We start from the raw sequence: 14,801 nt of genomic DNA, 5'->3' as shown, positions 1-14,801 counted from the left end.
TGTTAAAATACCAATCCAACAAGTAGTAGTTGAATTGGTATTTCATTATATATTACAGAGTTACACGTACTGTTTTTATCTCAAATGGGTTACAATCAATATTAATTTGATTATTTTCCGCTTTCATATTGACGATCGTTTCTTCTAATAGATTTGTTTCTTCCACTGTTCCGATCGAATCCTCTAATTGAAGATTCACCTGCTCTCTTCCCCCAAAGGATTCATATAGCCTGAAAATGAATCCGGTATGATTTTCGGCATGTTTTACCGTATCGATTACAACTGATTGCGCATCTGTTTTAATAAAACTATGACAATTTGGCAAAGTGCCTGTATGCGCATGGGTCTCAAGGACACTTACTTTATGGTTTAGTTCATATCCCTCTCTCGTTACATTTGCTGCCTGCCAATTACCGCGATGTGGATATATAGAGTACGTAAATTGATGTGTACCAATATCGGCACCCGGATCTGGCCACTTTGGAGCACGTAATAACGATAATCTAAGGACATTGCCTTTTACATCATAACCGTACTTACAATCGTTCATTAAGCTTACACCATAATTGCTTTCGGATAGATCAGCGAATCGATGACCGCAAACTTCGAACTGGGCTATTTCCCAGCTTGTATTATTGTGCGTTGCCCGATCGACGGTGCCAAATGGGATTTCATATGTTGCTTTATCCGTTACAATATCAACAGGGAAGGCTACCTTTAAAAGCTTATGTTCCTCTTTCCAATCGACATTTGTTACAAAATCGATTCTTGGTGAATGATGATAGAAAACGACATCTTGCTCGATAAAGGAATGTGAAACAGACCATTTAAAGCGAAGTACATCTTTCGTTTTTCCTTTTTGAACAACTTCTACTGATTGTAGTTTCACTTGTCCAGCTAGCTGAGCTTCAAATCTCGGATCGATATCCCAAGCATCCCAATATGTTGGGCGATCATGGTAAAACTGAAGTTGATTTCCGGCTTCACCTGATTTGATTACTTCTCGTTTCGCTTTCTTATCAAATAAACGTACGATTTCGCCATTTTCATTCCATTCCACTAAATAATACTCTGTCTCCCAGCGACCATTAAAATCAATTACTTTCAGGGAACTTTCACGATGGTTGTTTCTTAGCCATATTGTGCAATAACCCATTTCGGGAATGTTTGGAACAAACACAGACATTTCTACTTTTTGGTCACCGATCATTTTTATATCACTCTCTAGCTGATTGCCGTTTTCATCATATGCTTCCATATTTACAAGATCGTTGCCACCCTTAATCGTAACAATTTCTGATCTTGCCCATGACAGACTATTAAGAATGATGATAGGTGTTCCATCCCCGTTTGTATCAATTTGTTTTTCTAATAATTGAATTGCCTCATCTTTAGCAGCATATCCTATCCTAAAGATTTCATTGTAATCGGATTCAGACTTTTCATAGACTTCTGGAATAGATGTCCCTGGGATGATGTCATGAAATTGATTAAATAATAATAATTTCCAACCCTCCTCCAAAGAATCAAATGGTTGCTGCCCATTGACCCATGAAGCAAAGCTTCTCCATATTTCGGCATCACGATATAGTATTTCGGCTTTACGATTCCAACGTTTATTTTTTGCATGTGTTGTATAAGTGCCGCGATGAAGCTCGAGATACATATCACCATGCCAAGAAGGTAATGTACGATAATTAGATTTTTTAATGCCATCAAAAAATTCATGGGCTGTACTAAATTCTGTTGTTGGTAATGCCGGCAAACTTTGGGATCGTTCCACGTATTTAACCATTTCCCTCGTAACACCGCCGCCGCCATCACCATGACCATACAGAAGCATCTGTTCCGGATGCACCGTCTTTTGTTTATAACTGTCCCAATGGTCTTTAATCTCTTTCGGATGTGTATGCTCGTTCACACCATGATTTAAGTAAGCAAGAATCGTTGTGCCATCAATTCCCACCCAATTAAATAAATCATAAGGAAATTTATTTGTATCATTCCAATTCATTTTAGTTGTCATGAAATATTCTAGACCTGCTTTTCGCAGGAGCTGAGGCAATGATGCACAATAGCCAAATGTATCAGGAAGCCATTCGATACGAGGTTTTACACCGAATTCTTCTTGATAAAACTTCATCCCATATACAAGCTGTCTTACAAGTGATTCACCAGATGGGATATTTAAATCTGGCTCTACCCACATACCGCCAACTACTTCCCATCTGCCTGAAACGATATGTTTTTTTATTCTTTCATACAGATCTGGATAATGTTTTTTAACGAAATCGTAAGCCTGTGGCTGACTTTGCGCATACATAAAATGAGGAAATTGATCCAATAATGTACTCATCGTTGAAAACGTACGACTAGATTTCCGGACCGCTTCCTTAGCAGGCCATAGCCAAGCTAAATCTATATGCGATTGTCCTACCATATGAATTTTTCCTTGAGAATAGTTTTCTAGATCTTTAAGTGAGTGTAGTAGATTCTGTTCGATTAATGATACCCATTGTTGATCTTTTAACTTATTATGATCTTCGTTTAGGAACCTATCACTCAGCTCAGTTAAGGCTTTAATAATTTGATCCTTCTTTAAATCCCCTTCAGTCAACTGTATTGCTGTTTCAAAATAAACTTTCACTGTGAACAGTAAATCTTCTACCGCTTTGTTCATACGGACCAAATTGCTTTGTAATAGTGAAAGAGGTGCCGGACTGTGTTCTGCAGGTTCATTTTGGAAGTTTAACTGATCCACTACTTGCGCCACTGGATTAAATAATTCAATTTTAATGTCATAATTAGACGTTTTTCCATGATCATCCGGGAGTGGAACTAAACTACGATTTCGATCAATTCCATGATACGGTACCCCGTTTATATATAATAGCGCTTCATGGTTTGTTTTAATTTCAGGTTGTCCAACATGAAAAACTAATCCGACAGAACTTTCATTCCATTCGGTTGGGATTGTAATAGACTTTTCTAAGAACATCGTTTCACCGGTAACAATTAAGTGATCCCCAACATTAATGGTTTCGGGATCTTGGCTTTGATTCTCATATTTTACCGGTTCAGTGTATATGGCACGTGTAGCATGCCAGTTTTCAAGTTTAATAGATTCCGATATTTGATGCCCGCTTAAATAATTTATAAAGCGATGAATTCTGTTCAAAATGAATAACTCCTTTTGTCTATTTAGATGACTTAATTAAATCGAAAAACATGTGCTATAGGTGCAGTATTTTGTTTTACCGATTCAGGCAGTCGAATAATGATTCCTTCGTCTGTTTGTGTAAACGATATTTCTTCCTGACCACCAACGAGGTCAATTCGGTTTACTTTTTCCGTATACGGAATTTTGATTTCATCATTTACTTCGCTATTCTCATCTTCGTACAGATAGAAACAATAAATGGTGTTATTTTTCTTTGTAAAACCAATGTTTTCTGTATAAAATGGCGCACACATTCTCGTACCATAAACTGCTTCACCATATATTTTCAACCAGCTGCCCATTTCTTTCATTCTTTTAATAGCTGCACGTGGAAGCCTTCCATCCGGTTGAGCTGCTACATTTAAAGCGAGGTTTCCCCCTTTTGAAATAACTTCAATTAATAAATGAATGAGCTCCCTTGTTGGTTTGTAATCATCTTCGTACCGAAATGAGAAAGCGGTTCCCATAGTAATACAGCTTTCCCATGGAACTTCCATTGGTTTTTCCGGAACTGCTTGTTCTGGAGTGATAATATTTTCAAAAGGCCCTCCAATAAGTCGATCAGCGGAAAGCAGCCATGGTTGTTTTTCACGAGCCTTATTAATTAGCTCTCCGAGTCGAATATCTTGCTTGTTTTTCGGTGATACCCAGCCTGCATCAAGCCATAGAACTTCAATTCTCCCGTATTCGGTTAATAGCTCCATCATTTGTTCATGAGTAAATTTGACGAATTTCTCCCACAATTCCGGATATTCTTCCGTATTATACGACGGGCCTCTCCACATGTTTGTCCCACGTTCCATTCCCTTCGCCCAATATGTCGGGGTATGCCAATCTGCTTTTGAAAAGTAAGCCGCAATGGGCAATCCTTTCGCTCGGAATGCATCAAACGCATGTTTGACAATATCGGCGTATTTATGTGTGTGAAAAGGACAGCTAGAATCTGTTATTTTATAATTCGTTGTTTTCGTATCCCACATACAAAAACCGTCGTGATGTTTTGTCGTAAATAAAAAATATTTAAAGCCGCCTTCGTGAGCTAGTTCCGCCCATTCATCTGGTTGAAATCGAATCGGATTAAAGCTTTTATTTAAATCAAAGTACTGTTTCTTAAATACTTCTGGGTTTTGTTCCCAATCAATATCTTCCCTAGACCAATCAGCATCTTGATCACTTAAAGCCCATGATTCAACTATCCCTAATTGAGAGTAAGGTCCCCAGTGCATCATAAATCCTAACTTTTGATCTTTAAACCATTCTATTTGCTCTAAAAGTATCGGATTATCTGGTTTGACCCATTTCTTATCATTACTAAACTGGTGGACGCCATTCATAACTTCTTTTTCTGATTGTTCCGCTTCGTGTGCAGACATATCCTTCCTCCAATGTTTTTCAGACTTTTTATACTTCCATCTTACGATTTAGTTCTTGTATTTGTATATGTGTAGAATATCAACTAGTTATGTAAGACCTTTTTATGTATGATTTCAACAAACAAATAATACATATCTATTGAAAATAATACACATCGTAAAGCGCACTCATTTAGAAGATTCGTTAACTTGACAATCTTTATATTCTTTTCTACTATTAAATTACACAATAATAAATAACTTCTAAGAGTAGTAAATTTAAAGGGCTTACAAGACAATTTTGCTAAATATCAATGTGGATATTGATATTTCATGATTTACGTTAAGTATTTTTTCACTTAGAATACTTTAAATCATGCCGCTAAAGTAAGCGGTTTTTTTCTGTTTAATTGATAAGGAAAAAAGAGAGAGACACATTTAATAGTTAGGAAAAATGTTCGAAGGAGTATAAAGCGATGAAAAAAAATTCCAGCCACAGATTATTGTTATCATACATTCTTTCATACTTATTGATTTTCCTAGTACCCTTTTCAATTATATCCACGATTTTTTACTATAACTCTGTGAAGAGTTTACGTGAAGAGACAGAATTCTCTAATATAAACAATCTCAACAACGTAAAAAATATGGTTGACGGACGAATGAGAGAATTAAATAATATAGGGGCTCTCGTTTCGATAGACTGGAAATTAACTCCTTATCGAGTCAGCCGAAATGAAACCCTTCCTGAAGCAACAGCTGAGCTTGAAAAATACAAACAAAATAGTGCAATTATTGAAGATTTATATCTTTATTATTTTCAGCAAGACACTATTTATTACGGTAAAGGGCAAATGTCCATGGAAGCTTTTTTGAAATTCAAAGCGAATCAAAAAACAATCTCGAAAGAATCATTTGTCAGCAATTTGAAAAACATTGATTATGCTGGTATATCTACTGATATTAAACCATTTGGTTCAAATCCAACTTACGTATACCCACTTCCGCCTGGGTCAGCAGGCACTTATGGTATTGTCTTTATGAAATTGGAAAATTCCTTTTTTGAGAACATGATTAATAACATTCTGGGTAGTTATGAAGGAAATGTATTTATTTATGATCAAAATAACCAACCTGTTTCTACCTTTTCAAATAACAGTACTAATTTTAATACCTCTATTATAAAGAAAATTCTTAAAAACGATTCCAGAATCCAAGATATGAATATTGATAACGTTAATTATTCCATCGTTAAAGTGAAATCAACTGTTAGCAATTGGTCTTACGTAATGGCAATGCCTACAAATCAATTTTTCAGCAAAGTGTCTAAATTTAAAACTTTTATGCTGCTAGTAGTATTATTTATTGCCATTGTTGCTTCTGGCATTACGATCTATACAGCTCTGAAAAATTTTCATCCTATCCAAAAGATGATAGATATTATAAAACGCAAGGAAACTTCTATCGAATTTAAGAGTAAAAATGATTTAGATAATTTAAGTGTGTTGATCGAGAATTTATATATTAAACACGACGACTTAAATAACAAGTATATAAGGCAGAAACCCTTAATACGCGACCAATATTTAACTACTCTTCTAAAAGGTCAAATGAAAACGATTAACAAGTCTGATGAGTTATTTGAATCTATTCAATTGGGCTTGGACGGCTCTCATTCCTTTGTCATGGTGACAGCACTATCTAAAAATCAATTAAGTAGACTTGATATGGAAGAATTGGAGGCAGCCGCGGGGAAATTATTGAATTCTGCCAATATATATGGAGTCGAATTAATCAATGATAAAATAATTGCGTACATTATTAACGGTAAACTCAACTCCAAGGCAGAGAAAAATCAGTTCCTCACTCAGTTTAGACAATTACTGACAGATGATTCATCAATGTTTATCGGGGTTGGTAAGACATATTCAGGCAAGAATTTTATCAATCGTTCATTTATAGAAGCTTCTGCGGCATTTGAATATGGCAAGACAAATCATATTCATGATATTGTTCATTTTGATGAAATAAAGGAACAACAAGAAACGGATACTATCTGGCTTCCAAAATCTCATATACTCAAGTTAACTCAGAGCTGCAAACAAGGAAATTTAGAAATTGCAGAGGAAGCAATCCATTCACTTATTATTTGGCTGCAAAATAATGAAGCTCCAAACCATTTACTCAAACATCTGAAGTACGATATTGTCAATACGTTAATGAAGATTGCGAGTGAAACAGGAATTTCGTTAAACCCAAGTACTATTTATTATCAATACGATGAAGCAAACTTACAGCAATTCCAGAAAATATTATCAGAATTAACAAAGGAAATTTGTATAAAAATCTCCGAAAAGAAAGAAGCACAAAATAATCAGTTGCAGCTTGATATTTTAGAATATATAAACACACATTTTCAAGACTATAATTTAAGTTTAGAAAACATTGCAAAAGATTTTAATTTATCGGCCTCCTATTTAAGTCGATTCATTAAAGAAGAAACGACAAAAACCTTCTCTCAATATGTATGGGAGCTGCGATTAGGAGAAGTAAAAAGACAGTTAATAGAAACAGACTTGCCAATCAAGAACATTATTTCTAGCGTAGGATATATTGATGCTCCCAATTTCACAAGAAAGTTTAAAAAAACTTTAGGCTTAACTCCAACTGAATATAGGAATATCCACGCCAAAGGTTGGGGAAATGACCCTGAAAAATCATTTTAGGAATGTCTTATGCACATTCTTTACACAATAAAGAGGCTCCTTTTAGAAAAAAGCATTTTAGCTTATCATGTAAGATGATAGCTACTATGCTTTTTTCTATGGCTACTCACCTCCCTAAGAACATAGCTGAACTCCCTCCATCCGTTTCCTTTTTATCGCATTGCCCGCCTAATAACCATTACTTTAATCATATTTATGGTTCTAAAATCTTTTTAAGCATCTGGAGAATGTTTACCTCGTTTTTTAGTCCCAATATAAAGGATAAGAATCAAAAAAACACATGGCACGATACAGTACCATGTGTTGAAATATTTAAAATTAGTTTATAAATTTTGCTTAACCTTTCACTGAGCCTTGAGTTGCCCCTTCTACAATATACTTTTGGAAAAAGGCAAACAGGACGAGTGTAGGTATAACGGATATAATTGTGGCGGCAGACATGGCCCCCCAGTCGATATCAAATTTTGTTATAAATGAGTTCATTGCAACCGGTATGGTTTTAGCTGATTCATCATCAATAAACATAATAGCCAGGAACAATTCATTCCAACATTGTACAAATGCAAATATGAAAGTAGCCGCTATTCCTGGCAGCATAACCGGAATAATAACTTTGAATAAAGCTTGTAGCTTATTACATCCGTCAATCATTGCTGCTTCTTCTAAACTGGCTGGAATTCTTTCAAAGAATCCCCTCATCATAATGGTACAAAACGGAATCATCATTACCGTATAAATTAATAGCAAAGAAGTCAATTTATTTAATAAATGCATCTTTGACATTAATGAATAAAGTGGCGCAAGTGCTATAAATATAGGAATCATTTGAGTAACAAAAAACGCTAAAATGACTTGGCTTTTTCCTTTAAATTGGTATCTTGCCAAAACATAGCCGCTAAAAATGGAAATAACAAGCGTAAAAAATCCTGCGACAACCGACACTACTAAACTATTAATAATATAGACTTGAAAATTTGAAAACTCAAACATGTTAATATAATTTTCAAACGAAATATTTTCTGGCCAATACTGGATCGGAACAGTAAAAATATCCTTTTGTGATTTTAATGAAGTGATAAAAATCCAGTATAAAGGAAATACAGTAATGATTAGAAATATCCCTAGAAAAATGACCTTTGTCGTAAGCCAAGAGATTCGTTGTATTTTTCTACTCACTTAAAAATCCCCCGCTTTCCGATAATTTGTCACAAGAAGGAAAAACACAGCAAACATAAGAAGTAGACCAATTATTATTACTCCTACAGCTCCTGCTTGTCCATAATCTTGAGCATAAATTACTTTTTCAATCATGAATGTGGACAGTATATGTGTAGAACCGGCTGGTCCGCCATTTGTCATTGAATAGATCAAATCAGGGAAGTTCAAAATCCATATAACTCTCAATAGAATTGTAGACAATAAGGTCGGCATAATATAAGGAATGGTAATTTTCACTAGCTGCTGGACTTTATTTGCTCCATCCATATCTGATGCTTCATATAGTTCTTCAGGTATTGATTGCAGTGCAGCCATAATCATAATGGCAAAAAATGTAACTCCATACCAAATATTCGCAATAATGACGGATGCCATTGCCCATTTTGGATCCGATAGAAATGGGATTTGTTGATCAATTAATCCTACTTTAAGCAGTAAGTCATTGATCACACCGTTTTGACCGTTAAACATCCATCTCCATATTAAACCAATTAAAAATCCTGACATCGCCCATGGAAAAAATACAAATGCTTGATATATTCCTCGTCCACGAAAAGACTTTCGCAAAAATAGTGCCAAAGTAAATCCGATTGTTAACTGAAAGAATAAGGAAACTACTACCCAAATCAAACTGTTCCACAAAATTTCCTTGAAATCTGGAGACGTAAAAATTTCCTTGAAATTTTTAAAACCAATAAAATCGGTATTACTCATATCAAACAATGTATAATTTTGAAATGCCATTATTACTCCTCGAAACAGCGGGTAGTATATAAAAGCGGTAACTAGAATAATAGCGGGGAGTAAGCAGAGTAAGATAAACTTTCCTTGTTTAGAAAAACTAAAAAATGGCTTATGTGATCCATTGAGATTTTGCAATGTTGGTACCTCCTTTGGGTAAGGGCAGCCTTTAAGCTGCCCTCATTGTTACTTATTCTTTTTCTCTTCATCCCAATATTTGGACCATTTATTTAAAAAGTCATCTACTGACGTTTTACCTAACAAAAATGATTGGATATCTTTGTCAGACTGGCCTTTATATTCACCCCATCCTTTATAATCAAGCGGGCGATCTACTGCTCTAAATTTATCAGTTTCACTGTTCATCGTAATATAAGATTTAAAATAACCTTCATTAAAGAATGGATCATCTGCAGCGGTTGTATGAATTGGAATTAGAGAATTATTTTTTGCGAAATAAAGATTTTCCTCTGGGTTAGACAAAAATTCAACTAATTTCCATGCTTCTTCTTTATGTTTTGAGAACGATGTGATTCCCCATCCTGCAGCTCCAGCAGTTTGTTGAGCAATTCCTGTTGGGCCAAGTGGTAATGGAGCAGTATCCCATGTCCCTTCTTCCATACTTTCATCAGCAGTTACAATTACTTCAGGGTCTTGGATCAGCATAGCTGTTACTCCAGATGTAAATCCTTGAACCATTTCTGGATAGCTCCAGCTAATAGAATCTGGAGGAGAAATATCTTTATAAAGTTTTACAAACATATTTAAAGCTTCTTTTGCTTCGGGAGTGGAGAACATTGATTTTGCATCAGTTGTAAAATATCCATCATCCGGTTGAATTTTTTCAGCTACATATGCCCATGTCATAAACTCAACATAGTCTGAAGTTCCGGCTCCCCCTCTAAAGCTATAGCCAAAACGGTTTTTTGAAGGATCTGTAAGTTTTTTTCCAGCCTCATAAAGTTCATCCCATGTTTTTGGCACTTCGATACCAGCTTCTTCAAACCAGTCTTTGCGATAGAAAAGCGTTTTTTGATACAAACCATACGGAATGTAATAAGCCTTGTCATCTACATACATTGCATTTCTCTTTGCATTATCGTTCACTGTGTCCCAATGTTCCCATTTGTCAGTATAAGGCGTAAGGTCTTCAATGTAGTTGTTAGATGTAAATTGCTTCAATGTATAGTCCCTTACTTCTAAAACATCAATATTTTCTTTCGCTTGGAGCATTTGTGTTATTTTTTGATCGGCACTTTGCAGTGGCGGTGAAATAAGTTCAACTTTAATTCCTGGATTTTTTTCCTCAAACTTTGCTAGCATATCTTTTAATAGTTTTGTTCTTGCAGGACTAGTGATGCTTTCAATCATTTTTATAGTAACTTGCTTGTCCTTCTCTTTGCCGCCGCTAGAATTACTTTCGTTGCTATTGCAACCAGCAAGTAAACCTAAAACGAGTACAAATGCTGCCATAATTACTGTTAATTTTTTCACGAAATGACTCCCCTTTGTTTTTTCTTTATTCAGTCAATTTTCCTTACAAAGCTTGATCAAGATCTTCTATTAATTCTTCTGTACTTTCCAAACCAACTGAAATACGAATTAATCCAGGATCCAGCCCCTCTTTTGCAAGTAAATCTTCGTTATGACCATGATTAGGTGATAATACTAAACTTTCATATCCTCCCCATGAAACACCAATATTAAATAGTTTTAGTGAATCTATTACATTTTTAACATCTGAAAACTTATTGTTCTTTATTTCGAAGCTAAGCAATCCACTATAGCCAGTAAGCATTTTCTTCCCTAACTGATAGTCGGGATGACTTTCTAGCCCAGGATAATTTACTTTTTTAATTGCAGGATGTTTTTCTAAAAACTGTGCAATTTGTTTTGCACTTTCTTCATGTGCTTTCATCCTAATAGGTAATGTTCGCAGCCCTCTAAGCAATAACCAAGCTTCAAATGGCGGCATTACTCCACCTAATAAATGGTATTCATTATAAAATATCTTTTTCATGATGTCCTTATTTGTAATAAGTGCACCGCCTATAATGTCACTATGACCGCCTAAATATTTTGAAGCTGAATGTACAACTACATCAATTCCAAATTGAAGCGGTTTTTGAAATATTGGCGTCGACCATGTATTGTCAATGATCGTAGTAATCCCTTTTGACTTTGCCAATTTTGCTACTGCAGATAAATCGACAAGATTAAAGGTCATCGTCGTTGGACTTTCTAAATAAACGATTTTTGTGTTCGGTTGTATAGCAGCTTCTATATCGGATAGGTCCGTAGACTGCACTAGAGATGACTGTACATCAAACTTACTCAAATACCCTAAAAATTTCTTTGTAGGACCATAAATATTACTAACACAAACAACATGATCTCCTGAAGAAAGAAAGGTTAAGAGAGCTGATGAGATTGCCGCCATTCCTGATGAAAATAATTTACACTTTTCGCCGCCTTCAAGGGCTGCTATTTTATTTTCTGCGATCTCAACAGTTGGATTCATTCCTCTTGAATACACATAATTTCCTTGCTCATCTTTCATCGCTTCGATAAATGATTCGAAATCCTTATATATAAATAAGGAATTTTCGTGAATCGGCGGAACAACAGCACCATTGAATTTTTCGTAAATATCTCCTAGATGGGTACATATATTCTCTGCTGTTTTCAATTCATTCAAGGTTGTATCTCCCCTTCAATAAATACGTTTCGGATTGTGTTCTCGACTGAATCCATTAATGAATCAAAATGTCTTCTAGCTTCTTTTTTATCATTGTTTTTTATAGCGTCTAACAACAACACATGAATTGGATAGGTATCGTCGAAAATCGTTTCGATCCCAAAGGGTTTCTCCCAGAACTTTATGAAGGCATCCGACATCGAGTAGATTACTTTTTCTAATATTGGGTTGTGAGCAGCCTCGTAAATGGTTTTGTGAAAACCTAAGTCCGCATTTGATTTATCTTCACCCAACTCTCGAAGTCTATCGTATTCGATTAAATACGCTTCCATCTTATGTATTTGTTCTGGAGTAGCTCTTTCGACTGCCAATTCAACTGCCATGCCTTCAAGAGCCCGCCTTACTTCACACATTTCAAGCAGAAACTTTTTCTCGTGTTCTACTTCGATATTTGTCAAGATTTTAAAAGGCTCAATTTCTTTAACAAATATTCCTTTGCCATTCTTTACTTCTATCTCACCTATTGCTTCCAAAAACCTTAAGGCTTCCCGTACAGAGGCTATACTGACACCATATGTTTTAGCTAAATTACCTGCTGAAGGGAGCTTTTCTCCATTTTTGAGTTCTTTCAATTTTATGTGCTGTCTAATCTCCTCTGCAACAAGCTCATGTAACAATACTTTTCGTATTTGTTTCAAAACTTTCTCCTTCCTTTTCAAATTAATATGCTATCTTGCTACTGAGCTATCAACCTATCATATAGGTATTCTATTTCAAATGTTTAAATAAATCAATATAATATGTCGATTTTTTCCCTTCAAAATTTTGTATTCAATTCAAAAAAATAAAATTAGTCATAATAAAAGCATTAATTCTCGAAGAATCAATGCTAATAATTGGGCTTTAAGTGGAATACTCTTAATATTTTTGGATCAGAAGCTACATTCAACTACCTTTTATAAAAAATATCTCTATTATTGTAAAAAACTGTTGAAAAAATATCTTTTAATTACTTTCTTAACAAGTTGCATCTCCATATTTGCACCTTAGGAAAATCTTCTTCGTTCTCTAGCTCAAGTCCTAAAGCAAATTCCTCTGAATATAAACATCTGGACAATGTCGTAACTTTTCCTTTAGCAGTATCCAGTTTATGCCACCTTTTTTCTTCTTCTATCCAGATCATCGCTTGTCCTGATCCAGCTAAGATAAAATCCGTTTCCGAGACACATAGTATTTTTGGCGAGGAATAGGGCCGTACATCCGTCAAACTCGTATTGAATTCTGTCGTATCGAGATTTATATTCAGAATGGAGTGATTAAATAAAAGTGCAATGAATCTATTGTTATAAACATCCCAAGCTACAACGTGTTTAACGACTAATGTTACTTCAGAATTATCTTCAGTCCATTGATAAATATTTCCGGAATTCGTTTGGAATAATAGATTTTTCCCAACATCTCTTATATTGATAATTTCTTCTTTTAAAGAGATAAAAGGTTCGATAGACCCGTCTACATGTATATAAATACTCTTACCTGAACAGATCCATATCCCTCCTTTGCTGCGAGGAGTAATAGCATGAATTTCATGCGGCATTTCCGTTACATTCGCTGGCAATTCATCCGATTTTCTGCGAACGAAGCTGGATGGTGTGTTTGCAGGTAAACCAATAAAATAGCGATCCCACGCCTTCCAAATGGTTTCATCCGAATAGGCAATACTTGTCAGACTTTCTCCAATATGATAAGTCCCTAAAACACCATTCACATCGGTATCCAAATCCCACAAAAAACCATCTTTTGTAGCGACTAATAAATGGTTTCTTTTAAATGGAATCATTTTTAATGGACTGCCATTTTTATCCCCAACAGAACAACTACTTATGAGAGAGACGGGTGTTTGGTGCTCAGTAGTAGGATGTACGTGTGATAACTTTTCAAGATTATTCTTTTTTTGGTGGACAAGCTGTTGCCACGAACCGTCAAATGACCAGTCGTGTTGATCTAAGATTCTTTTATTATTATGATCCAGCGTTGAAACGGAAATTTTCCCTGCCTCTAAATCTATTATTCTTGATTGTCGCTTCATGTCCCTTGTGGCGCTGCCATGCACTCCAGTCGTAAAAAATGTTGTCCCGTAATTTTCCACATGGGAATCTTTATACTGGTGACTGAGGTGAAAGTGAGCGGAAAACCACATGACGATTTGAGGATTAGATTTTATTAAATCTATCCAGCGATATGGATCATGATTTTGATCTAAAAATGCATTTGTTGCCCTTACATGAACACCTGGAACCGTTCTCAATCCCGAGCCGATCGGAGGAGCATGAGTGAACATTATGACCGGAATATTCGGCCTTTTAGACAAAATATCAACCAACCAATTATATTGTTCATCGGAAACATAGCATTCTTGTATTTCATAGCAGGAATGCTTTGGTTGGGGGTCAGTACTAATAAAAATGAGCCTAAAATCATTGAATTCTAACACACCATATGTATTTTCAAGATTATATAACTTTTTAAATTCTCGCTGTATGATTCCTTGTTCACTTTCCTCTTTACCGGACTCTCTTTCGAGATCATGATTCCCCAATATCGGCCTGATCTTTTTATTTAAAATAGAAAAATATTCAAATGATTGTATGAGTCCTTCAGGCGATCCAATATTTTCATAGCTGCCAAAATCTCCTAAAGGAATTATAAGATCAGGTGAACAATTCGCAATATCCTCTATGGCCTGTTTTGTTAAGTCAAGCTCATTACTCTTAATATGAAAATCCCCAACTACCACTATCCTCATAATCCATTTCCCCTTCCCTTTATAAATTTGAATTATTAAC

9 protein-coding genes are annotated in these 14,801 nt (G+C 35.3%); 1 reads left to right on the top strand and 8 read right to left on the bottom strand.

Annotated features, from left to right (window positions below; all coding sequences use genetic code 11):
* Positions 1-52 precede the first annotated feature (52 nt).
* Together KHA96_RS04005 and KHA96_RS04000 are read right to left on the bottom strand one after the other, a co-directional pair.
* Complete coding sequence (locus KHA96_RS04005) at positions 53-3,178, bottom strand: alpha-mannosidase (RefSeq protein ID WP_213127984.1); 3,126 nt, start codon at positions 3,176-3,178, stop codon at positions 53-55.
* A 32-nt stretch (positions 3,179-3,210) separates the two neighbouring features.
* Positions 3,211-4,593 (bottom strand): alpha-L-fucosidase, encoded by a 1,383-nt coding sequence (locus tag KHA96_RS04000; protein ID WP_213127983.1) that lies wholly within the window; start codon positions 4,591-4,593, stop codon positions 3,211-3,213.
* Positions 4,594-5,234: 641 nt separating this feature from the next.
* Between KHA96_RS04000 and KHA96_RS03995 the strand changes: the two genes are divergently transcribed.
* The gene (locus KHA96_RS03995) at positions 5,235-7,298 is read left to right on the top strand and encodes a helix-turn-helix domain-containing protein (RefSeq protein WP_213127982.1); all 2,064 of its coding nucleotides are present in this window, start codon (positions 5,235-5,237) and stop codon (positions 7,296-7,298) included.
* 336 nt (positions 7,299-7,634) lie between these two features.
* On the opposite strand, the gene KHA96_RS03990 is transcribed toward KHA96_RS03995, so the two are convergent.
* The 6 genes from KHA96_RS03990 to KHA96_RS03965 form a co-directional block, all read right to left on the bottom strand.
* Positions 7,635-8,474, bottom strand: a complete 840-nt coding sequence (locus tag KHA96_RS03990; RefSeq protein WP_213127981.1) for a carbohydrate ABC transporter permease — start codon at positions 8,472-8,474, stop codon at positions 7,635-7,637.
* Positions 8,475-9,395 carry a carbohydrate ABC transporter permease gene (locus KHA96_RS03985; protein WP_213127980.1) on the bottom strand — a complete coding sequence of 307 codons (921 nt, stop codon included), beginning with the start codon at positions 9,393-9,395 and terminating at the stop codon, positions 8,475-8,477. It abuts the gene before it with no gap.
* Between the two features lie 48 nt (positions 9,396-9,443).
* Positions 9,444-10,751, bottom strand: a complete 1,308-nt coding sequence (locus tag KHA96_RS03980) for an ABC transporter substrate-binding protein (protein ID WP_349305657.1) — start codon at positions 10,749-10,751, stop codon at positions 9,444-9,446.
* 43 nt (positions 10,752-10,794) lie between these two features.
* Positions 10,795-11,955 carry a trans-sulfuration enzyme family protein gene (locus KHA96_RS03975; protein ID WP_213127979.1) on the bottom strand — a complete coding sequence of 387 codons (1,161 nt, stop codon included), beginning with the start codon at positions 11,953-11,955 and terminating at the stop codon, positions 10,795-10,797.
* Entirely contained in the window at positions 11,952-12,653 is a 702-nt protein-coding gene (locus KHA96_RS03970; RefSeq protein WP_213127978.1) for a FadR/GntR family transcriptional regulator, read from the bottom strand. Before KHA96_RS03970 ends, KHA96_RS03975 begins: the two co-directional genes overlap by 4 nt.
* A gap of 311 nt (positions 12,654-12,964) precedes the next feature.
* Positions 12,965-14,761, bottom strand: coding sequence for a metallophosphoesterase family protein (locus KHA96_RS03965; RefSeq protein ID WP_213127977.1), 1,797 nt, complete (start codon positions 14,759-14,761; stop codon positions 12,965-12,967).
* Positions 14,762-14,801: the final 40 nt, after the last annotated feature.

The organism is Bacillus sp. FJAT-49711 (genome assembly GCF_018343715.1).
Lineage (GTDB): Bacteria > Bacillota > Bacilli > Bacillales > Bacillaceae_C > Lederbergia.
This window is presented reverse-complemented; position numbering and strand designations above follow the sequence as displayed.

What these genes read in the sequence shown, in the direction of transcription:
- KHA96_RS04000 (WP_213127983.1), bottom strand. Translation starts at nt 4,593, where the DNA reads ATGTCTGCACACGAAGCGGAACAATCAGAAAAAGAAGTTATGAATGGC.
- KHA96_RS03995 (WP_213127982.1), top strand. Translation starts at nt 5,235, where the DNA reads ATGAGAGAATTAAATAATATAGGGGCTCTCGTTTCGATAGACTGGAAA.
- KHA96_RS03965 (WP_213127977.1), bottom strand. Translation starts at nt 14,761, where the DNA reads ATGAGGATAGTGGTAGTTGGGGATTTTCATATTAAGAGTAATGAGCTT.